Here is a 19,740-nt window from a genome sequence, read left to right on the forward strand (position 1 = left end):
GATAGGCAGAGCAAGGCTTGCGGTGAACACCTGGAGGCCCTTACTCGGTCAATAGTCTCGGGCGCAAAGACCTAGGATCGGCCTCACGCTCTTGACCGCCAGCAACACCTCCCTGTGCCGTCATGGCTTTGCAACTGCCGCGAATAATGGCATATATCGTAATCTGCCCGCCCAACACCCCCAGGAGAATCCCCATGCTCGGCGTGACCGACTACGGCGCTTTCGTGATCGCGTTCCTCATCCTCCTGGCGATCCCCGGGCCCGGCAACTTCGCCCTGATCACCGCCACCGGCAAGGGCGGCATCAAGGGCGGGCTGGCCGCCACCTTCGGGGTGATCCTCGGCGACCAGGTGCTGATGTGGCTGGCGGTGGCCGGCGTGGCCACCTTGCTGGCCACCTACCCCACCGCCTTCCACGTGGTGCAGTGGGCCGGCGCCGCCTACCTGGCCTGGCTCGGCCTGCGCATGGTGCTGAGCAAGCCCGGCGGCGCCCCGCGCGAGAGCCGCATGGCCAGCGGCCGCTACCTGCGCCAGACCATGATGATCACCCTGCTCAACCCCAAGGCGATCATGTTCTACATGGCGTTCTTCCCGCTGTTCATCGACCCGGTGCGCCACCAGGGCGTGGTCACCTTCGCCTTCATGGCGCTGACAGTGGCCGGGCTTACCTTGCTCTACGGCCTGATCGCGGTGTTCCTTACCCACCGACTGGCCGAGCGCATGCGCGCCAGCCCGCGCATCGCCAACCTGCTCGAACGGCTGGCCGGCGCCTGCCTGGTCGGCTTCGGCATCAAGTTGGCGGCGATGCGCTGAGGCTCAGGCGTCGCGCAGCAGGTCGTGGGCGTCGAGCAGGCGGAAGGCCACTTGCGGGTTGCGCTCGAGCCCCCGGCGGATCGCCGCGGGAATGGCTTGGCGCGTCTTGCGGCACAGGCCCAACTGCGCCTCCAGTTCGATGACGATACCGCGCATGGTGCGCACTTCGTTGAAGCCTGGGGCGATGTGCACGCGGATGCCGAGCTGCTCGTAGAGGCGTGACTGCAGGCGCTGCAGGTCTTCAAGATCCCTGAGGTTCTCCAGGCGCTCGACCAGGCGCTTTTCCTCCTCTCGGGTGAGCAACAGGATGCGCCGCTCCGGGCCGTCGGCCAGGCGTTCACGGCCGCAGTCGCAGGCGCCTGGTGGACACGGGTGGCGTAAGGGAGGCAGGTTGGTCATGGGGGCAAGGATAGTCGCTACTCGACAACAGCAGGAAGTGGCCGTGACGCGATTGCGGCCTGTCCTGGCTATCCTCCCGCCAGCAGGCTCCGGTCGAACATGAACGCCCCCGCCCCCTGCGGGGTGTGCCGGTACAGCTGCTGCGGCCGCCCGAGCCTGGGCTGGACCTTCTCGCCGGTGTCCTGCACCCAGCCTTCGCTCTTCATGCGTTCAAGGCGTTTGCGCAGCGAGGTGTTGTTGACCACCTGCCCCAGGCACGCCTGCACCGCTGCCAGGGCGTCCAGCACAGTGAACCGCTCGGGCGCCAGGTACAACGGCAGGTTGGTGTACACGGCCTTGGCCGCCAACCGCTCACTGGCGCGCTCGACCAGCAGGCCATGGTCGAACGGCAGCGACAGCTCACGCGACAGAACGCTTTGAAGGTCAAAGAAGGCAACCTGCGCGTTTTCTACCACGACCGCCGGATCGAGCAGCGCCAGATAGTAGGTGCTCAAGGTCCAGCCCCGTGGGTCGCGAACGCCATTGCCTTCAGTGCCTACCTGTTCCAGATGGCGGGGGACCACCTTGGCCTTTTCCGCCAGGACACGGGCGGCGGCGGCATCCAGACTGTTGTCCGAGGTGCTGCCATTGACGATCACACCTGGCAGGGCCCATTGCCCTTCGTAGGGCTCGCGTCCACGCCGGTGCAGCAACACCTCCAGGCGAAGGCTGTGCGGCGACAGGCGCAGGGCAATGATATCCACGCTGGCCAGGACTTCTGCTGTGCTCACGGTACGATTCCTTCTGATAACCCGCCTATATTCCACCAGGGCCATTAAATCTATCAAGGGCTAATTCTAATGTGGGAATAGCCTTGACACACATAGTACACCAGGTGAATTATATGACCATCTCAGCCGAGGACCTCTGCCCATGATCATCGCCAGCTTCGACGTCGACGCGCAAAACGGCTTTACCGCCAACGCTCCCCAGGAGTTGCCGGTACCTGGCGGCCACCTGATCGCGCCTGCGCTCAACACCATGGCCCAGCGTGCCACGCTGCGCTTGGGCAGCAAGGACGCCCACCCGGCAAACGCCGCCTGGGCAGTCGCCGAGCCGGCCCAGATGCTGCAACCCCTGGCCCTGCCCAACGCCGACCTGACCTGGGTCAGCCACTGTGTCCCCGGCACGCCCGGCTTCGAACTGCTCCCCGGCCTGCCCGCCCCCATCGACTACGACTACTTCGTCTGGAAAGGCGTCGAACCCGACCTGCACCCCTACGGCGCCTGCTACCACGACCTGGCGGAACGCCGCTCCACCGGTGTCATCGAGTTCCTCAAGGTGCAACAGGTACAGGCGATCATCGTTGGTGGCCTGGCGCTGGACTACTGCGTGCGCACCACCGCCCTGCAACTGCGCCGCGCCGGTTTCGAGGTGTTGTTGTACCTGCCGGCCTGCCGCGCACTGAGCGCCGAGGGCGCGCAGCAGGCGTGCACAGAGATGGCCACCGCCGGCATCCACCTGTGCCCCGATGAACAGGACCTCGACCGCCAACTGGCGCAACTCAAGGAGGATCGCCCATGAGCGACAGCGTTTTCGGCCCACGGATCATCCAGAACCTGCTGGATACCGACTTCTACAAGATCACCATGATGCAGGCGGTGCTGCACAACTACCCCAACGCCGAGGTGGAATGGGAATTCCGCTGCCGCAACAACGAGGACCTGGCGCCCTATCTCGCCGAGATCCGCTACCAGGTCGAGCAGTTGGCCGATGTGTCGATTACCCACGACCAGCTGGCCTACCTGGAAAAGATCCCGTTCATCAAGGCGGACTTCATTCGCTTCCTCAGCCTGTTCCGCTTCAACCTGCGTTATGTGCAGGTGGGCCTGGACGACGCCGGGCAACTGGCGATCCGCCTGCGCGGCCCCTGGCTGCACGTGATCCTGTTCGAGATCCCGCTGCTGGCGATCATCAGTGAAGTACGCAACCGCTATCGCTACCGCGAGGTGGTGATCGAACAGGTCGGTGAGCGCCTCTACCAGAAGCTCGACTGGCTCAAGGCCGAGGCCAGCGGCGACGAGCTGGCCGGCCTGCAGTTGGCCGATTTCGGCACCCGCCGGCGTTTCTCCTACCGGGTGCAGGAAGAGGTGGTGCACATCCTCAAACGTGACTTCCCCGGGCGTTTCGTCGGCACCAGCAACGTGCACCTGGCCCGCGAGTACCAGGTCAAGCCTATCGGCACCATGGCCCACGAATGGTTCATGGCCCACCAGCAGCTCGGCCCGCGCCTGGTGGACAGCCAGGCCGCCGCCCTCGAGTGCTGGGTGCGCGAGTACCGCGGCCAACTGGGCATCGCCCTGACCGACTGCATCGGCATGGACGCGTTCATGAAGGACTTCGACCTGTACTTCGCCAAACTCTTCGATGGCCTGCGCCATGACTCGGGCGAGCCGCTGGCCTGGGCCGAGAAAGCCATCGCCCACTATGAACGGCTGGGTATGGACCCGAAGGGCAAGACCCTGATTTTCTCCGACGGGCTGGACTTCGAGAAGATGCTGACCCTCTACCGCGCCCTGCACGGGCGGATCAACGTCAGCTTCGGTATCGGCACCAACCTGACCTGCGACATTCCCGGGGTCACGCCGATGAACATCGTGATCAAGATGACCGCCTGCAACGGCGCGCCAGTGGCGAAGATTTCCGATAGCCCGGGCAAGACCCAGTGCCGGGACGAGAACTTCGTGGCATACCTGAAACATGTGTTCAAGGTGGCGTGAGGCACCTTGTGAGAGCGGGCTTGCCCACAGGCTTTTTCAGCCGGCCCCTCGTTGCCACGCACATTTGCTTGTATGGTGTTGTCCAAGAAGGATGTTTTACCCGCACAGGAAAGACCAGATGCCCCAACGCAATGTCATCAACGCCTCCGTCAGCCCCAAGGGCAGCCTGGAGACGCTGTCGCAACGTGAAGTCCAGCAACTGAGCGAAGTCGGTACCGGCAGCCTCTACACCCTGTTCCGCCAGTGCGCCCTGGCCATCCTCAACACCGGCGCCCATGTCGACAATGCCAAGACCATCCTCGAGGCCTACAAGGACTTCGAGGTGCGCATCCACCAGCAGGACCGCGGCGTGCGCCTGGAACTGCTCAACGCCCCGGCCGACGCCTTCGTCGATGGCGAGATGATTGCCAGTACCCGCGAGATGCTCTTCAGCGCCCTGCGCGACATCGTCTACACCGAGAGCGAACTGGCCAGCCAGCGCATCGACCTGGAAAGCTCGCAAGGCATTACCGACTACGTCTTCCACCTGCTGCGCAACGCCCGCACCCTGCGCCCCGGTGTCGAGCCGAAGATGGTGGTGTGCTGGGGCGGCCACTCGATCAGCACCGAGGAATACCAGTACACCAAGAAGGTCGGCCACGAGCTGGGCCTGCGCAAGCTGGATGTCTGCACCGGCTGCGGTCCGGGCGTGATGAAAGGGCCGATGAAGGGCGCCACCATCGCCCATGCCAAGCAGCGCATGCACGGCAGCCGCTACCTGGGCCTGACCGAGCCGGGCATCATCGCCGCCGAGGCGCCCAACCCGATCGTCAACGAGCTGGTGATCCTGCCGGACATCGAGAAGCGTCTTGAAGCCTTCGTGCGTGTCGGCCACGGCATCATCATCTTCCCCGGCGGCGCCGGTACCGCCGAGGAGTTCCTCTACCTGCTCGGCATCCTCATGCACCCGGACAACCAGGGCCTGCCGTTCCCGGTGGTGCTCACCGGGCCGCGCAGCGCCGAGCCGTTCCTGCTGCAGTTGCATGCCTTCGTCGGCGCCACCCTCGGCGAGGCGGCGCAACGCCACTACCAGATCATCATCGACGACCCGGCCGAAGTGGCCCGGCAGATGGTCGAGGGGCTGAAGGCAGTCAAGCAGTTCCGCCGCGAGCGCAACGACGCCTTCCACTTCAACTGGCTGCTGAAGATCGACGAAGGCTTCCAGCGCCCGTTCGACCCGACCCACGAGAACATGGCCAACCTGGCCCTGCGCCGCGACCTGCCGCCACACGAGCTGGCGGCCAACCTGCGCCGGGCGTTCTCGGGCGTCGTTGCCGGCAACGTCAAGGACAAGGGCATCCGCCTGATCGAGGAGCACGGGCCTTACCAGATCCGCGGCGATGCGGCGATCCTCGACCCGCTCGGGCGCCTGCTGCAGGCATTCGTCGACCAGCACCGCATGAAGTTGCCCGGTGGGGCGGCGTATGTGCCGTGCTATGAAGTAGTGGCCTGAAGGCACTGGGGCCGCTTTGCGGCTCTTTCGCCGGCGAGCCGGCGCCCACAGCAGCCAATAAGTCCTGGTTTTTCGCAATATTTTGCAGATATTTCCTGCGCCAGATGGTGAACCTGCCTACAAAAAAACGGTCTTTCGCTGACGGTCAATCCACCCGACCGGATCGCCGGCCCAGTCATCGGGCCTTCATTCGTCCTGTTTCAGCGAAGACCAGCATGCCAGACATCCAGCCCGCTTCCCCTGCCCTCACCGCCCTGCGCGGTGGCCTGATCGCCGCCCTGATCGCCCTCGCCGCCCCGGCCCACGCCGAAGAGCCGGCCACTGATGCGCGTTGGGTCAGTGACAGCCTGAACACTTACGTACGCAGCGGCCCTACCGATGGCCATCGCATCGTCGGCACACTCAAGTCCGGGCAGAAGGTCACCCTGGTCACCAGCCAAGGCAACTACAGCCAGGTACGCGGGCAAAGCGGCGACCTGGTGTGGATCCTCACCAGTGACCTGCAGGCGGTGCCCGGCCAGAGCGAGCGCCTGCCGCAGCTCGACGCCCAGGTGGCCGAACTGTCCGGCCAGCTCAAGACCATCGACGACAGCTGGAAGAACCGCGTGCAGGGCATGCAGGAGACCCTCGACTCGCGCAAGGCGCTGATCGACGAGCTGGAAACCCGCAACAAGGCACTCAACGAGCAGCTCGAGCAGAGCCAGTCGAGCCTGCGCGATACCCAGGCGCGCCTGGGTGACGAGAACAAGCAGGTGATGATGCGCTACATGGTGTATGGCGGCAGCATCGCCGGCGCCGGGCTGCTGGCGGGGCTGATCCTGCCGGCGCTGACCCGTGGGCGCAAACGCAACGATCGCTGGTTCTGACCAGCATGGCCGCTACATTTTCAAGAAAATGCTGAAACTGTTCCCGTGATTGCGATGTTTTTGCGATAAATCTTGCAGGCTAAGGTTGCCCTACCTACCACTCAGGGACCCTGATGCCATGAAAGCCATCGTCTTCACCCAACACGGCCTGCCGCTTACCGACCCGGCCTCGCTCTATGACAGCGACCTGCCCGCCCCTGTCCCCGGCCCACGCGATTTGCTGGTGGAGGTCCGCGCCATCGCGGTCAATCCGGTCGATACCAAGGTCCGCGCCGGCAGCGGCAGCACCAGCCAACCCAAGGTGCTGGGCTGGGATGCGGTCGGTGTGGTGCGCGCCATCGGTGAACAGGTGACCCTGTTCCAGCCCGGCGACGAGGTTTTCTATGCCGGTGCCATCGACCGTCCCGGCAGCTACAGCGAACTGCATCTGGTCGATGAGCGCATCGTCGGCCACAAGCCGCGCAGCCTGGACAATGCCAGCGCCGCCGCCCTGCCGCTGACCTCGATCACCGCCTGGGAGCTGCTGTTCGACCGCCTGGGCGTGCGCGAAGGCGGCGGCGAAGGGCAAAGCCTGCTGATCGTCGGCGCCGGCGGTGGCGTGGGCTCGATCCTCACCCAGCTGGCGCGCCAGCTCACCAACCTCACCGTGATCGGCACCGCCTCGCGCCCTGAAACCCAGGCCTGGGTACGCCAACTCGGCGCCCACCAGGTGATCGATCACAACCAGCCGTTGGCACCCCAGCTGGAGGCCGTGGGCATAGGCCAGGTGGACCTGGTGATCAGCCTGACCCACACCGACCGCCACTTCGCCCAGTTGGTCGAGGTGCTGCGCCCACAAGGCCGCCTGGCACTGATCGACGACCCGACCAGCCTCGACGTGGTGCCCCTCAAGCGCAAGTCGCTGTCGTTGCACTGGGAGCTGATGTTCACCCGTTCGCTGTACCAGACCACCGACATGATCAAGCAGCACGCACTGCTGGAGCGAATCGCCGGGCTGGTCGATGAAGGCGTGATCAAGACCACGCTGGGCGAGCATTTCGGCGCGATCAACGCGGCCAACCTGCGCCGCGCCCACGAGTTGATCGAAAGCGGCAAGGCCAAGGGCAAGGTTGTACTGGAAGGTTTCTAGTCCGATAGGGGCCCTGTAGGCGCGATGACGTACCTGCAGGCGCCTTGCTAGCCAAGCTCGGCAAACTTCTCCCCCAGGTAGCTGCGCAACCGCTGGATCGCCGGCGACACCGCCTGGCGGTGCACGCACACCAGTTGCAGCGGCGCCGCCTGGCAGCATTCTGGTGGGAACAGCTCCACGAGCCGCCCGGCCCGCACGTCGGCCAGCACATCCAACCGCGACTTGTAGACGATCCCCAGCCCCGCCACCGCCCAACGGCGGACGACATCGGCGTCGTCACTGGTGCGATCGCCCGAAACACTCACCGTCCTGACCCCGTCCGCCAAGTGGAAGCCCCAGCGTTCGTGGGTCTGCTCGCCCATCACATAGCGCAGGCAGTTGTGCCCGGCCAGTTCCTCCGGCGTGCGCGGCGCGCCATGGCGGGCGATGTAGGCCGGCGCGGCGCACAGCGTGCGGCGGTTGTCCGCAGCCAGGGGCAGCGCCACCAGGCCCGAATCGGCCAACTGGCCATAGCGGATACTGGCATCCAGGCGATCCCCAACCATGTCCGCCACCTGGTCGCTCAGACGCAGTTGCAGGCTGATGCCCGGGTGCTGCAACTGGAACTCGTCGAGCCAGGGCAGCAGCACATTGCGCCCCAGGTCCGAGGGCATGGACAGGCGCAACATCCCGCCGATCTCCTCACGCCCCTGCTCCAGGGCCATTTCGCCCTCCACCAGTGCCTCGAGCACCTGGCGCGCATGGGGCAGGTAGCGTTGGCCTTCATCCGATAGGCGCAGGCGCCGGGTCGAACGCACCAGCAGGCGGAACCCCAGGCTGCGTTCCAGGCGCTGCACGGCGCCGCTGGCCAGGGCCGGCGAGATGTCCAGCTGACGCGCCGCGGCGGAGAAACTGCCGGTTGCCACGGTACTGACGAACACCTGCAGGTCGTCCATGCGCACGAGTTTCTTCATGCCGGCACCTCGCTGTCCAGGCGCCGCGCATCGCGGCGCACGGCCTGCGGCGGAATGCCGAAGCCGCGCAGGAACGCCTCGCGCAGATGCCGACGATCGCGAAAACCGGTCTCGCGAGCTACCACATCAAGGCTGTGGCGGCTCTGTTCGATCAGCAGCCGCGCCGCCTCCAGGCGCAGGCGCTCGATGGCCTTGGCCGGCGATTCACCGGTCTCGGCGCTGAACACGCGACTGAACTGACGCGGGCTCAGGTGCGCCACCTCGGCCAGTGTCTCGACGGTCAGGGGCTGCCCCAGGTGCCCGCGCACATGCTCCAGCGCCGCCTGGATACGGTCCGAGCGTGGCGCCATGGCCAACAGCTGTGAATGTTGCGATTGCCCGCCCGAACGGCGCTGGTGCATCACCAGGCGATGGGCCACGCCCCGGGCGATCTCGGCGCCCAGGTCCTGCTCGACCATGCCCAGGGCCATGTCGATGCAGGCGGTCATGCCGGCCGAGGTCCACAGGTTGCCATCGGCGATGAAGATGCGGTCTTCCTCCAGCTGGATGCGCGGAAACATCTCGCGGAACTCACGGGCAAAGGCCCAGTGGGTGGTGGCGCGGCGCCCGTCGAGCAGGCCGGCCTGCGCCAGTATGAAAGCCCCGGTGCAGATGCCCGCCGTGCGCCGGGCCTGGCCGCCGAGGCGCCGCACCAGCGCAACCGACTCGGGTGTAGGCGGTAAGTCGACCGGCGACAAGGTGCCCGCCACCAGCCAGGTATCGGCATGGCTCGGCGACCCTACCGCCTGGGTGTCGAGCACCAGGCCCAGCGACGAACGCAGCGGGCCGCCTGCGACACTGAAGTTGCCCAAGGCGTAGACCGGCCGCCCGGCCAGCAGGTTGGCGAACTCGAACACCGACTGCGAGGCCAGCGCCATCACCTGGAACCCTTCGCACAACAGATAACCGACCCGATGCATGGGTACACTCCAGAGCATGTCTCGAATACGTACTATATGCGTCATTTGCGCCAACGGCAAAGCCTAGCATCATGGCCTCACCCCAACCCACGGAGTCACAACCATGAACTTGAAAGGCACCGCACTCATCACTGGCGCATCCACCGGCATCGGTGCTGTGTACGCCGAACAGCTGGCCCGCCGTGGCCACGACCTGATCCTGGTGGCGCGCAACCGCGAACGCCTCAACGCGCAGGCTGAGCGCCTCACCACCCTGACCGGCCACAGCGTCGAGGTATTGCCGGCAGACCTGGCCGATGCCCAGGACCTGGCACGCATCGAGGCGCGCCTGCGCGAGGACGCCAGCATCGACCTGCTGGTCAACAATGCCGGGGTCGGCACCCACACCCCGCTGCTGGACAGCGACGTGGAGCAGATGAGCCGGATGATCGCCCTCAACGTCACCGCCCTCACCCGCCTGACCTACGCGGCGGTACCCGGTTTCGTCGGCCGCGGGCGCGGCGCGGTGATCAACATCTCGTCGGTGGTGAGCCTGGCGCCCGAACTGCTCAACGGCGTATACGGCGCGAGCAAGGCCTATGTCACCGCCTTCAGCCAGTCGTTGCACAAGGAGCTGGCCGGCAGCGGCGTGCAGGTCCAGGCCGTGCTGCCCGGCGCCACCGCCACGGACTTCTGGGCCATCGGCGGGCTGCCGGTGGAAAACCTCGACCCGGCTATCGTGATGACGGCGCAGGACCTGGTCGAGGCGGCGTTGCAGGACTTCGATGCGCAGCGGTTGATCTCGATCCCGTCACTGCATGAGTTCGAGCGCTACGAAGCCTTTGAAGGTGCCCGCCTGGGCCTGGCCGGGCAGTTGTCAAACCAGCGTCTGGCGCATCGTTACGGCCTGTAGACACGACGGCTCGGGCAGCCATTCATCGGGTAGGGTCTACGCTGAAGGGTTCATGACAACGAGACCCTGCCCATGCATCTGCGACTTTGCACTTTGGCCCTCGCCCTCACCTGCGCTACCGCCCAGGCCGCCGAGCCCACGCCCCAGGAGCTGTACAGCCAGGCCCAGGCAGAACAGCCTCATTACCTGGAAACCCTCAAGTCCCTGGTTTCGGTGGACACCGGCACCGGTACCGAGGCGGGCCTGAAACAGGTCGGCGCCGAGCTGGTGAAACGCCTTGAGGCCCTCGGCGCCAAGGTCACCACCCAGCCGGCCACGCCGTCGGTGGGCGACAACATCGTCGGCACATTCAAGGGCACCGGCAACAAGGACTTCCTGCTCATGGTCCACTACGACACGGTGTTCGGCCCCGGTACCGTGGCCAAGCGCCCGTTCCGTATCGAAGGCGAACGCGCCTATGGCCCTGGCGTGGCCGATGCCAAGGGCGGCGTGGCGATGATCCTGCATGCGCTGAAGCTGCTGCAGGACCAGCAGTACAAGGGCTATCGCACCCTCACCGTGCTGTTCAACCCGGACGAGGAAATGGGCTCGGCAGGCTCCAGGCAGCTAATCGCCGAGCTGGCACGCCAGCACGACTTCGTCTTTTCCTACGAGCCACCGGACAAGGACGCGGTGACCGTCGCCACCAACGGCATCAACCGCCTGAAACTCACGGTGAAGGGCCGTGCCTCCCACGCCGGCTCCGCGCCCGAAGCCGGGCGCAACGCGCTGATCGAACTGGCGCACCAGTTGCTGCAATTGAACGCTCTCGGCGACAAGGACAAGGGCACCACCGTCAACTGGACCCTGGCCAAGGCCGGAGAGAAGGCCAACATCATCCCTGCCCTGGCCAGCGCCGAGGCCGACATGCGTTATTCCGACCTGAGCGAGACCGAGCGGGTGCAGGAGGATGCCTTGCGGATCATCAAGAAGCAGTTGGTCGCCGATACCCAGGTCGAGCTGGTCATGGAAAAAGGCCGTCCGCCTCTGGCGAAGAACGACGCCTCCACGCAGCTTGCACAAACTGCGCGGCAGCTCTACAGCAAGATCGACCGGCAACTGCAGCCCATCGCCATGCGCTTCGGCACCGACGCCGGCTACGCCTACGTGCCCGACAGCGACAAGCCCGCAGTGCTGGAGACCCTGGGCGTGGTCGGCGCCGGCCTGCATGGCGACGACGAGTACATGGAGATCGCCAGCGTGGCGCCGCGCCTGTACCTGACGGTGGCAATGATCAGGCAACTGGCGCAATAGGCCACTGCGCAGGAGCGCCGATGAACATCCTCTACGACGAACGTGTAGACGGCCCGTTGCCCAGCGTGGACAAGCCGGCGCTGCTGGCCGCACTGCGCGAGGCCCTGCCCGACCTGGACATCCTGCACCGCAGCGAAGACCTCAAGCCCTATGAGTGCGACGGCCTCTCGGCCTACCGCACGCTGCCCCTGCTGGTGGCACTGCCCGAGCGCCTGGAACAGGTGCAGGCGCTACTGCGGCTCTGCCACCAGCGCGGCGTGCCGGTGGTCGCGCGCGGTGCCGGCACCGGTCTGTCGGGCGGCGCGTTGCCGCTGAGCCAGGGCATCCTGCTGGTGATGGCACGGTTCAACCGCATCCTCGAAGTCAACCCGCAAGGCCGCTTCGCCAGGGTCCAGCCCGGCGTGCGCAACCTGGCGATTTCCCAGGCGGCGGCACCCTACGGCTTGTACTACGCGCCGGATCCCTCCTCGCAGATCGCCTGCTCGATCGGCGGCAATGTCGCCGAGAACGCCGGCGGCGTGCACTGCCTGAAGTACGGTCTGACCGTGCACAACCTGCTCAAGGTGGACATTCTCACCGTCGAGGGCGAGCGCCTGACCCTCGGCAGCGACGCCCTGGACAGCCCCGGCTTCGACCTGCTGGCGCTGTTCACCGGCTCCGAGGGCCTGCTCGGCATCGTCACCGAGGTCACCGTCAAGCTGCTGCCCAGGCCACAAGTGGCGCGGGTGCTGCTGGCCAGCTTCGCCAGCGTCGAGGACGCCGGGCGCGCGGTGGCCGATATCATCGCCGCCGGGATCATCCCGGCAGGCCTTGAGATGATGGACAACCTGGCGATCCGCGCCGCCGAGGCCTTCATCCACGCCGACTACCCGGTGGACGCGGCGGCGATCCTGCTGTGCGAACTGGACGGGGTCGAGGCCGATGTGCACGACGACTGCGCCCGCGTCGATGCCGTGCTGCGCCAGGCTGGTGCCCGCGAGGTGCGCCTGGCCTGCGACGAAGCCGAGCGCGTGCGCTTCTGGGCCGGGCGCAAGAACGCCTTCCCGGCGGTGGGGCGCATTTCGCCGGACTACTACTGCATGGACGGCACCATCCCGCGGCGCGAGCTGCCGCGCGTGCTCGCTGGCATCAGCCAACTGTCCGAGACATACGGCCTGCGGGTCGCCAACGTGTTCCATGCCGGCGACGGCAACATGCACCCGCTGATCCTGTTCGACGCCAACCTGCCCGGCGAGCTGGAACGCGCCGAAGCCCTCGGTGGCCGGATCCTCGAGCTGTGTGTGGCGGTGGGCGGCAGCATCACCGGCGAGCACGGCGTGGGCCGGGAGAAGATCAACCAGATGTGCGCCCAGTTCAACAGCGACGAGATCACCCTGTTCCACGCGGTCAAGGCCGCCTTCGACCCACGGGGCCTGCTCAACCCGGGCAAGAACATCCCCACCCTGCAGCGCTGCGCCGAGTTCGGCGCGCTGCATGTGCACCATGGGCAGTTGCCCTTCCCCGACCTGGAGCGCTTCTGATGGGCACGGATCTCAGCCAGCAGTGGCTGGAGCAGGTCAACCAGGCGTTGCGCCAGGGTACCGCGCTGCGCATCCAGGGCGGCAACAGCAAGGCCATGCTCGGCCGCCCGGTGACCGGCGAGCTGGTCGATACCCGTGGGCACCGCGGTATCGTCAGCTACGACCCCACCGAACTGGTGCTCACTGCCCGCGCCGGCACGCCGCTGCGGGAGATCGAGGCGACGCTGGGCGAGGCCGGGCAGATGCTGGCCTGCGAGCCGCCGCACCTGGGGCCCGAGGCGACGCTGGGCGGCATGGTCGCCGCCGGGCTTTCGGGGCCGCGCCGGCCCTGGGCAGGCGCGGTGCGCGACTATGTACTTGGCACCCGGCTGATCACCGGCCACGGCAAGCACCTGCGCTTTGGCGGCGAGGTGATGAAGAATGTCGCCGGCTACGACGTATCGCGGCTGATGGCGGGCAGCTTCGGTTGCCTGGGGCTGCTTACCGAGGTTTCGTTGAAGGTGCTGCCCAGGCCGCGCCAGTGCCTGGGCCTGCGCCTGGAGATGGATGCCCGCCAGGCGCTGGCCAGGTTGGCCGAATGGGGCCAGCAGCCATTGCCGATCAGCGCCGCCAGCCACGACGGCGAGGCGCTGCACCTGCGCCTGGAGGGCGGCGAAGGCTCGGTGCGCTCGGCACGCGAGCGCCTGGGCGGCGAGGTACTCGACCCGCAGTACTGGGGCGACCTGCGCGAGCAACGCCTGGCGTTCTTCACCGCGCCGGCCACGTTGTGGCGGCTGTCCCTGCCCATCACCTGCGGCGTGCTAGATCTGCCCGGGCAGCAGCTGATCGACTGGGGCGGCGCCCAGCGCTGGCTCAAGTCCGAGGCGCCGGCGGCCACCCTGCGTGCCCTGCTGGCCGAGGTCGGCGGCCATGCCACCGCCTACGCGCCCGGCGACGACAGCAGCGCGCCTCTGGACCCGATGACGCTGCGCTACCACCAGGCGCTGAAGCGCCAACTCGACCCCCAGGGCATCTTCAACCCTGGCCGCCTGTATGCACACTTGTGAGGCCACGGCATGCAAACCCGACTGAGTGACTCCGCCCGCTGCCTGGCCCGCGCCGACGAGGCCGAGCGCATCCTGCGCTCTTGCGTGCACTGCGGCTTCTGCACCGCCACCTGCCCCACCTACCAGTTGCTCGGCGACGAGCTGGACGGCCCACGCGGGCGCATCTACCTGATCAAGCAGGTGCTCGAAGGCGAACCGGTCAGCGCCAGCACCCAGACGCACCTGGACCGTTGCCTGAGCTGTCGCAATTGCGAGACGAGCTGCCCGTCAGGGGTGCAGTACCACAACCTGCTGGATATCGGCCGTGCGGTGGTCGACCGTCAGGTGCCGCGACCACTGGGCCAGCGCCTGCTGCGCGGCGGCTTGCGTGCGGTAGTGCCGCGGCCGGCGCTGTTCAAGGCCTTGCTCCACACCGGCCTAGCCCTGCGCCCCCTGCTCCCTGCCAACCTCAAGGCCAAGCTGCCGCCACGGATCGCCGCCGCCGGCCAGCGCCCGCCAACGGGTCACGCCCGCCGCGTATTGCTGCTTGAGGGTTGCGTGCAGCAAGCGCTCTCACCCAATACCAACGCTGCCACCGCACGCCTGCTCGACCGCCTCGGTATCAGTGTCGAACCGATAGCCGAGGCCGCTTGCTGCGGGGCCGTGGACTATCACCTGGATGCCCAGGCACGCGGCCTGGAGCGTGCCCGACGCAACATCGACGCCTGGTGGCCGGCCATCGAGGCCGGCGCCGAGGCCATCGTGCAGACCGCCAGCGGCTGCGGCGCATTCGTGCGCGACTATGGTCACTTGCTCGAAGGCGACCCACGCTATGCCGACAAGGCCGCCAAGGTCAGCGCGCTGTCCCGTGACCTGGTGCAGGTGCTGCAGGCCGAGCCACTGGAGCAACTGGGGGTGTGCGCCGAGCAACGCCTGGCCTTTCACTGCCCGTGTACCTTGCAGCACGCGCTCAAGCTCGGCGGCGCGGTGGAAAGCCTGCTGACGCGCCTGGGCTTTCACCTCACCCCGGTGCCCGATGGCCACCTGTGCTGCGGCTCGGCCGGCACCTATTCATTGACCCAGCCGACGCTGGCGCGGCAATTGCGCGATGATCGCCTGCATGCCCTGGAGAGCGGCAGCCCACAGGTCATTGCCACTGCCAACATCGGTTGCCAGGTGCACCTTGGAAGCGCTGGGCGAACACCGGTGCGGCACTGGGTCGAGATCGTCGAGGCGGCGCTCGATCCCAAGCCTTCTGACTGGGCATGAACGGACTCGGCAACAGGCGCTGGAGCTGACGCGGATCAAGGCGATGTTCAACCTCCTGCCTATATTTTCGGAACCCTCCTACCAAAAGCAAGGACGCTTCTTGATTGTTGCCACACCCTCGGCAAAACATCATCCGACCTGGAGACGTTACGGTCGCCCCGACGCGGCCAACCCCATCCAGACGAGGCCATGCCATGCCCACACACGACCGCCCCACCCGCGAACTGCGCCATACCCTGCGCCAGTTGCTGGCCCATGAAGTCAGCAACCCCGACGACAACCCGAACCTGTCGGGCGTGCGCTTCTTCTGCGCCACCGACGAGCACACCCGCCAACTGATCGAGCGCGTCGAGCTGCTCGCCAGCGAGGCCTTTTTCGACGCCAAGGGCCGCGCCATCCCCGCCCGCATGCGCGAGGCCACGGTGGATGGCGTATGCATCAGGCAGAAACGCAAGGCCTGCGACGACCAAACGGTGATCCGCATCGCGCTGCCCGCAAAAGGCTACATCACCATCAGCACCGCCCGCCTGTGAACACCCGCAGCCTGCAGGCGCGGGTCTGGCTCGCGCCTGCGGCCCTTGCGGCTTTGCCGATAAACCCCGAAGCTTCTACATCCCTGCGCTTCGGACCCTTCCCACGATGGAACTGCACATCCGCCTCGAAGGCCGCAAAGGCCTTGCCGAGCAGCTCTACCGGCAACTGCGCGCCGGCATCGACAGCGGCCACCTCGCCGCCGGCACGCAACTGCCGCCCACCCGCCTGCTGGCCGAACAGCTGGGGGTCTCGCGCAAGACCGTGGCCGAAGCCTATTCACGCCTGACCTACGACAACCTGCTCAGCGGCGTGGTTGGCCGCGGCACCTTCATTACCCCACGCCACACCTTGCGCCAGGGCGACAGCGAGCATATACCGCTAGCCGCCGCCGACACCCTCGAAGGCTGGCGCCAGCGCGCCACGGTACTGGCCCAGCGGGCGCTGGACGCGCCTTCGCGCTATGACTTCATCGGCGGCGCCTCGAGCAAGTCGCAGTTTCCCTACGATCAGTGGCGCAGTTGCATGAACTACGCCCTGCGCCGCAGCCAGCGTCACCCCGAGCGGCAGTTTTCCGCCCAGGGCCTGCCCGAACTGCGCGAGGCCATCACCCATCACATTGCCTTCACCCGGGGTATCCAGAGCGACCCCAGTGATGTGCTGGTGTGCAACGGCGCCCAGCAGGCCCTGGACCTGATTGCCCGGGTACTGGTCGAGCCCGGCTGCAAGGTGGCCATGGAAGACCCGGGCTACCCACCGGCCCGGCAGTTGTTCCAGGCCTTGGGCGCACGCCTGCAGTCAGTGCCGGTGGACGACCAGGGATTGTGCGTGGAGCAGATCGAGGATGGCACCCGGCTGATCTACGTGACCCCCTCGCACCAGTTCCCGCTGGGCATGCCCATGGCCGTGCCACGGCGCGAGGCGCTGCTGGCGCGAGCTGCCGCGCTTGGCGCGCTGATCATCGAGGATGACTACGACTGCGAGTTCCGCTACCAGGGGCCTGCCGCCGAGGCCCTGCAACGCATGGACCGGCATGGCCTGGTGGCGTATGTCGGGACGTTCTCCAAGACCCTGCTGTCCGAGCTGCGCCTGGGCTATGCGGTGCTCCCGCCCGCCGTGCTGCAGGCCGCCTGCGTGGCCAAGCACCTGAGCGACTGGCACAGCCCGACCCTGCAGCAATGGGCGCTGGCGCGGTTCCTTGGCGAAGGCCACCTGAACAAGCACATCCGCCGTTGCCACGAGGTGTACAGCGCCCGCCGCGAGCGGATCCTGGCGCGGCTTGGCGGCGACCTGGCGCCGTGGTTCGACGCGGTGCCGACCAGCGCCGGTTTCCACCTGAGCGCGCTGGCCAAGCCTGGAGTGGATGTCGAGTTGCTGATCAGCCTGGCGCGCAAGGTGGAGGTGGGCCTCTACTCCTTGGCCCCGTTCTTCAGCGAAGCCCCGGTGCGGCCGGGGCTGCTGCTGGGCTTCGGTGCCATCGAGCTGCTGGATATCGACCCGGCGTTGGACCGGATCGCCGACACCCTGCAGCGCCTCAGTTGACCAGCGCTTCACTGGGCCGCTGGCCACGGGCAATCGCCCTGGCGTAGCCCTGCGGCGCAAAGCACGCGGTCACCAGCAACATCGCCAGCACGGTGCAGGCCAGCAGGGTCCAGGAGGCCTGGAAGTCGCCGCTGACATCGCGCAGCCAGCCGGTGATGTACGGCACGATGCCGGTGACGATGAAGCCCACGCCCTGGACGAACGCCGCCAGGCTGCCGGCCTCGCCGGGGCTGCGCAGGTGCTCCAGGGTCAGCGTCAGGCTGAGGCTGAAGCAGGCTCCCAGGCCCAGGCCGATCATCGCCACCCACAGGCCCATGGCGCTGGCCGGCGCCAGCAGCAGGCCGAGGAAGCCACCGAGCTGGATCAGCAAGGCCAACCACAGGCCAGGCCGGCGATCGACCAGGCGCCGCAGCAGCAATGGCAGACCCAGGGCTCCGCAGACCTGGAAGAGGGTCATCAGGCCGACCAGCTCGCCGCCCCCCTGGGCCGTGCCGCCGTGTTCCAGGTGATAGGCCGGCAGCCACGCCACCATGCTGGTATAGCCGCCATTGATCAGCCCGAAGTACAACGCCAGCAGCCAGGCCCTGCGGTTGCCGAACCAGTGCCCGCCACTGCCGGCGGCCAGGCTTGGCGTGAGCTGGCGCGGACGCAGCAGCACCCAGGCGGCCATTGCCAGCAGCGCCGGCAGCGCCCAGAGGCCCAGGCCGAATTGCCAATGGCCAAAGTGTGCGGCAATCGCAGGGCCGAGCACCGCGGCCAAACCACCGCCGCTCATCAACGCCGCCGAATACAGCCCCATGCTCGCCGCCAGGCGGCTGGGGAACCAGCGGTTGACCAGCCCCGGCATCATGCCCTGCACCACGGCAACGCCCAAGCCGGCGACCACGGCGCTGGCGATCAACGCCCAGGCGCTGTCCAGCTGCAGGCGCCACAGGCAGGCCAGGGCAATGGCCGCAAGCCCTGCGAGCATGCCGCCATGCTCGCTCAGCCAGCGCCGCAGCCAGGGTTGCAACAACGGGATCAGGCCCATGCACAGCACCGGCAACGCAGTCAGCAACGCCGCCTGCTGGTAACCCAGGCCGGTGCCCTGGCGCATGGGTTCGAGCAAAGGGCCGATGCTGGTGAGGATCGGCCGCAGGTTCAGGGCCAGCAGCACCACCAGCAACAGGTTCAGCGCGCCCCTCATCCTTGGCTGGCCTGCTGCCATTCACGGTACAGGCCGCCCTCACCCACGGGTTTCAGCGGGCGCAGGGGCAGGCTCTGCTGCTGCGGCGGGCGGGCCATCTGCGCATACACCGCGGCGGTGGACAACCCATAGGGCTCGCCCTCGTCGTTGTCGTAAGCGAACCAGGCACGCTCGATGCCACACAGGTGCATGGCTGCCAGGCACATCGGGCACGGGTGGCCGCTGGCATAGATCTCGGCGCCCTCCAGGCGCGGCCGGCCGAGCACCTGGGCGGCCTGGCGGATGGCCTGCATCTCGGCGTGGCTGGTCGGGTCCTGGGTGCTGTGGATCTCGTTGACGGCGCGGGCGATCACCTGCCCCTGGTAGACCAGCACGGCGCCGAACGGGCGGCCGCCGGCCTGGATATTGGCGCGGGCCAGCTCGAGGGCCTCGCGCATGTAGCGATCTGCGGACATGAAACGGTTCTCCGGTATTGACCCGGCCATTATCCCGGCTGCGACGCGCCGACAGAAATGAAGAGATTGGATGCCTGTCAGTGGCCATCCAAATGCGCGATTGGCCTCCTGGCAAAGCGCGGGATTGGCTATTCGGCACGGCGCGACGCGGCGCTAAGGTAGTGCCACTTGCCACCTGAACACCTTTGGAGCCTCACCATGCATGACCGTATCGAATGGGCCAAGCACTCGCCGGAAGCCTACAAGGCCATGATCGGCCTCGAACAGGCGCTGGTCGCCTCCGGCCTGGAACACTCGCTGCTGGAGCTGATCCGCCTGCGCGCCTCGCAGGTCAATGGCTGCGCCTACTGCGTCAACATGCACGCCAACGATGCGCGCAAGGCCGGTGAAACCGAGGCGCGCCTGCAGACCCTGAGCGTCTGGCGCGAGACCCGCTACTTCACTCCCCGCGAACGTGCCGCCCTGGCCTGGGTCGAGAGCCTGACCCGCCTCCCGGAGCGCGGCGCGCCGCAAGACGAGTACCAGGCGTTGCTCGAGCACTTCAGCGCCAAGGAAATCGCCAACCTGACCTTGGCCATCGCCACCATCAATGCCTGGAACCGCTTCGGCGTGGGCTTTGCGATGGTGCCGGCTTAAGTCAACCGGGTCCCCGCCCCTG

At 67.0% G+C, this 19,740-nt stretch carries 20 protein-coding genes; 14 read left to right on the forward strand and 6 right to left on the reverse strand.

Features of this window, described 5'->3' with window-relative positions:
• Positions 1-194: 194 nt before the first annotated feature.
• A complete protein-coding gene (locus ACQ4OD_RS13670) occupies positions 195-812 on the forward strand; it encodes a LysE family transporter (RefSeq protein WP_038705946.1) in 618 nt (205 codons plus the stop codon).
• Positions 813-815: 3 nt separating this feature from the next.
• On the opposite strand, the gene ACQ4OD_RS13675 is transcribed toward ACQ4OD_RS13670, so the two are convergent.
• Together ACQ4OD_RS13675 and ACQ4OD_RS13680 are read right to left on the reverse strand one after the other, a co-directional pair.
• Positions 816-1,211, reverse strand: a complete 396-nt coding sequence (locus ACQ4OD_RS13675) for a hypothetical protein (protein ID WP_046855898.1) — start codon at positions 1,209-1,211, stop codon at positions 816-818.
• A 68-nt stretch (positions 1,212-1,279) separates the two neighbouring features.
• On the reverse strand, positions 1,280-1,981 hold the full coding sequence (locus ACQ4OD_RS13680) for an NUDIX hydrolase (RefSeq protein ID WP_139670835.1): 702 nt from the start codon (positions 1,979-1,981) through the stop codon (positions 1,280-1,282).
• Positions 1,982-2,123: 142 nt separating this feature from the next.
• Here ACQ4OD_RS13680 and ACQ4OD_RS13685 point away from each other — a divergent pair, with 142 nt between their 5' ends.
• From ACQ4OD_RS13685 to ACQ4OD_RS13705, 5 genes are all read left to right on the forward strand, one after another.
• Positions 2,124-2,774 (forward strand): nicotinamidase, encoded by a 651-nt coding sequence (locus ACQ4OD_RS13685; RefSeq protein WP_139670833.1) that lies wholly within the window; start codon positions 2,124-2,126, stop codon positions 2,772-2,774.
• Positions 2,771-3,970: a nicotinate phosphoribosyltransferase gene (gene pncB / locus ACQ4OD_RS13690; RefSeq protein WP_430944432.1), complete on the forward strand. Its 1,200-nt coding sequence runs from the start codon at positions 2,771-2,773 to the stop codon at positions 3,968-3,970. Before ACQ4OD_RS13685 ends, pncB begins: the two co-directional genes overlap by 4 nt.
• A gap of 118 nt (positions 3,971-4,088) precedes the next feature.
• Positions 4,089-5,462, forward strand: coding sequence for a nucleotide 5'-monophosphate nucleosidase PpnN (gene ppnN / locus ACQ4OD_RS13695; protein WP_046855903.1), 1,374 nt, complete (start codon positions 4,089-4,091; stop codon positions 5,460-5,462).
• A gap of 215 nt (positions 5,463-5,677) precedes the next feature.
• Entirely contained in the window at positions 5,678-6,328 is a 651-nt protein-coding gene (locus ACQ4OD_RS13700; protein WP_094011156.1) for a TIGR04211 family SH3 domain-containing protein, read from the forward strand.
• A 118-nt stretch (positions 6,329-6,446) separates the two neighbouring features.
• Complete coding sequence (locus tag ACQ4OD_RS13705) at positions 6,447-7,457, forward strand: zinc-binding alcohol dehydrogenase family protein (RefSeq protein WP_139670829.1); 1,011 nt, start codon at positions 6,447-6,449, stop codon at positions 7,455-7,457.
• A gap of 47 nt (positions 7,458-7,504) precedes the next feature.
• Here ACQ4OD_RS13705 and ACQ4OD_RS13710 read toward each other — a convergent pair whose 3' ends face one another.
• Both ACQ4OD_RS13710 and ACQ4OD_RS13715 read right to left on the reverse strand, forming a co-directional pair.
• Positions 7,505-8,410 carry a LysR family transcriptional regulator gene (locus tag ACQ4OD_RS13710; protein ID WP_139670827.1) on the reverse strand — a complete coding sequence of 302 codons (906 nt, stop codon included), beginning with the start codon at positions 8,408-8,410 and terminating at the stop codon, positions 7,505-7,507.
• Positions 8,407-9,369, reverse strand: coding sequence for a GlxA family transcriptional regulator (locus ACQ4OD_RS13715; RefSeq protein ID WP_139670826.1), 963 nt, complete (start codon positions 9,367-9,369; stop codon positions 8,407-8,409). Before ACQ4OD_RS13715 ends, ACQ4OD_RS13710 begins: the two co-directional genes overlap by 4 nt.
• A 103-nt stretch (positions 9,370-9,472) precedes the next feature.
• On the opposite strand from ACQ4OD_RS13715, the gene ACQ4OD_RS13720 reads away from it, so the two are divergent.
• The 7 genes from ACQ4OD_RS13720 (at position 9,473) to ACQ4OD_RS13750 (ending at position 17,441) form a co-directional block, all read left to right on the forward strand.
• A complete protein-coding gene (locus ACQ4OD_RS13720) occupies positions 9,473-10,261 on the forward strand; it encodes an SDR family NAD(P)-dependent oxidoreductase (protein ID WP_430944433.1) in 789 nt (262 codons plus the stop codon).
• A gap of 72 nt (positions 10,262-10,333) precedes the next feature.
• Positions 10,334-11,554 carry a M20/M25/M40 family metallo-hydrolase gene (locus ACQ4OD_RS13725; protein WP_430944434.1) on the forward strand — a complete coding sequence of 407 codons (1,221 nt, stop codon included), beginning with the start codon at positions 10,334-10,336 and terminating at the stop codon, positions 11,552-11,554.
• Between the two features lie 20 nt (positions 11,555-11,574).
• The gene (glcD, locus tag ACQ4OD_RS13730) at positions 11,575-13,074 is read left to right on the forward strand and encodes a glycolate oxidase subunit GlcD (protein WP_430944435.1); all 1,500 of its coding nucleotides are present in this window, start codon (positions 11,575-11,577) and stop codon (positions 13,072-13,074) included.
• Positions 13,074-14,120, forward strand: a complete 1,047-nt coding sequence (gene glcE, locus ACQ4OD_RS13735; RefSeq protein WP_430944436.1) for a glycolate oxidase subunit GlcE — start codon at positions 13,074-13,076, stop codon at positions 14,118-14,120. Before glcD ends, glcE begins: the two co-directional genes overlap by 1 nt.
• A 9-nt stretch (positions 14,121-14,129) precedes the next feature.
• On the forward strand, positions 14,130-15,368 hold the full coding sequence (glcF, locus tag ACQ4OD_RS13740) for a glycolate oxidase subunit GlcF (protein WP_110699499.1): 1,239 nt from the start codon (positions 14,130-14,132) through the stop codon (positions 15,366-15,368).
• A 194-nt stretch (positions 15,369-15,562) separates the two neighbouring features.
• On the forward strand, positions 15,563-15,901 hold the full coding sequence (locus tag ACQ4OD_RS13745; protein ID WP_139670814.1) for a hypothetical protein: 339 nt from the start codon (positions 15,563-15,565) through the stop codon (positions 15,899-15,901).
• Positions 15,902-16,007: 106 nt separating this feature from the next.
• A complete protein-coding gene (locus ACQ4OD_RS13750) occupies positions 16,008-17,441 on the forward strand; it encodes a PLP-dependent aminotransferase family protein (RefSeq protein ID WP_430944437.1) in 1,434 nt (477 codons plus the stop codon).
• Here the strand turns inward: ACQ4OD_RS13750 and ACQ4OD_RS13755 are convergent.
• Together ACQ4OD_RS13755 and ACQ4OD_RS13760 are read right to left on the reverse strand one after the other, a co-directional pair.
• The gene (locus ACQ4OD_RS13755; RefSeq protein ID WP_258598106.1) at positions 17,434-18,627 is read right to left on the reverse strand and encodes a cyanate transporter; all 1,194 of its coding nucleotides are present in this window, start codon (positions 18,625-18,627) and stop codon (positions 17,434-17,436) included. The two genes, ACQ4OD_RS13750 and ACQ4OD_RS13755, sit on opposite strands and share 8 nt — an antisense overlap.
• Positions 18,624-19,082: a nucleoside deaminase gene (locus ACQ4OD_RS13760; protein WP_139670808.1), complete on the reverse strand. Its 459-nt coding sequence runs from the start codon at positions 19,080-19,082 to the stop codon at positions 18,624-18,626. Before ACQ4OD_RS13760 ends, ACQ4OD_RS13755 begins: the two co-directional genes overlap by 4 nt.
• 198 nt (positions 19,083-19,280) lie before the next feature.
• Here ACQ4OD_RS13760 and ACQ4OD_RS13765 point away from each other — a divergent pair, with 198 nt between their 5' ends.
• Positions 19,281-19,718 (forward strand): carboxymuconolactone decarboxylase family protein, encoded by a 438-nt coding sequence (locus tag ACQ4OD_RS13765; RefSeq protein WP_038705936.1) that lies wholly within the window; start codon positions 19,281-19,283, stop codon positions 19,716-19,718.
• Positions 19,719-19,740 lie beyond the last annotated feature (22 nt).

Source organism: Pseudomonas sp. WC1 (assembly GCF_050586565.1).
Lineage (GTDB): Bacteria > Pseudomonadota > Gammaproteobacteria > Pseudomonadales > Pseudomonadaceae > Aquipseudomonas.

Coding starts and splice junctions, on each gene's coding strand:
- ACQ4OD_RS13670 (WP_038705946.1), top strand. CDS start 195: ATGCTCGGCGTGACCGACTACGGCGCTTTCGTGATCGCGTTCCTCATC.
- ACQ4OD_RS13675 (WP_046855898.1), bottom strand. CDS start 1,211: ATGACCAACCTGCCTCCCTTACGCCACCCGTGTCCACCAGGCGCCTGC.
- ACQ4OD_RS13685 (WP_139670833.1), top strand. CDS start 2,124: ATGATCATCGCCAGCTTCGACGTCGACGCGCAAAACGGCTTTACCGCC.
- pncB (WP_430944432.1), top strand. CDS start 2,771: ATGAGCGACAGCGTTTTCGGCCCACGGATCATCCAGAACCTGCTGGAT.
- ppnN (WP_046855903.1), top strand. CDS start 4,089: ATGCCCCAACGCAATGTCATCAACGCCTCCGTCAGCCCCAAGGGCAGC.
- ACQ4OD_RS13700 (WP_094011156.1), top strand. CDS start 5,678: ATGCCAGACATCCAGCCCGCTTCCCCTGCCCTCACCGCCCTGCGCGGT.
- ACQ4OD_RS13705 (WP_139670829.1), top strand. CDS start 6,447: ATGAAAGCCATCGTCTTCACCCAACACGGCCTGCCGCTTACCGACCCG.
- ACQ4OD_RS13710 (WP_139670827.1), bottom strand. CDS start 8,410: ATGAAGAAACTCGTGCGCATGGACGACCTGCAGGTGTTCGTCAGTACC.
- ACQ4OD_RS13715 (WP_139670826.1), bottom strand. CDS start 9,369: ATGCATCGGGTCGGTTATCTGTTGTGCGAAGGGTTCCAGGTGATGGCG.
- ACQ4OD_RS13720 (WP_430944433.1), top strand. CDS start 9,473: ATGAACTTGAAAGGCACCGCACTCATCACTGGCGCATCCACCGGCATC.
- ACQ4OD_RS13725 (WP_430944434.1), top strand. CDS start 10,334: ATGCATCTGCGACTTTGCACTTTGGCCCTCGCCCTCACCTGCGCTACC.
- glcD (WP_430944435.1), top strand. CDS start 11,575: ATGAACATCCTCTACGACGAACGTGTAGACGGCCCGTTGCCCAGCGTG.
- glcE (WP_430944436.1), top strand. CDS start 13,074: ATGGGCACGGATCTCAGCCAGCAGTGGCTGGAGCAGGTCAACCAGGCG.
- glcF (WP_110699499.1), top strand. CDS start 14,130: ATGCAAACCCGACTGAGTGACTCCGCCCGCTGCCTGGCCCGCGCCGAC.
- ACQ4OD_RS13745 (WP_139670814.1), top strand. CDS start 15,563: ATGCCCACACACGACCGCCCCACCCGCGAACTGCGCCATACCCTGCGC.
- ACQ4OD_RS13750 (WP_430944437.1), top strand. CDS start 16,008: ATGGAACTGCACATCCGCCTCGAAGGCCGCAAAGGCCTTGCCGAGCAG.
- ACQ4OD_RS13755 (WP_258598106.1), bottom strand. CDS start 18,627: ATGAGGGGCGCGCTGAACCTGTTGCTGGTGGTGCTGCTGGCCCTGAAC.
- ACQ4OD_RS13760 (WP_139670808.1), bottom strand. CDS start 19,082: ATGTCCGCAGATCGCTACATGCGCGAGGCCCTCGAGCTGGCCCGCGCC.
- ACQ4OD_RS13765 (WP_038705936.1), top strand. CDS start 19,281: ATGCATGACCGTATCGAATGGGCCAAGCACTCGCCGGAAGCCTACAAG.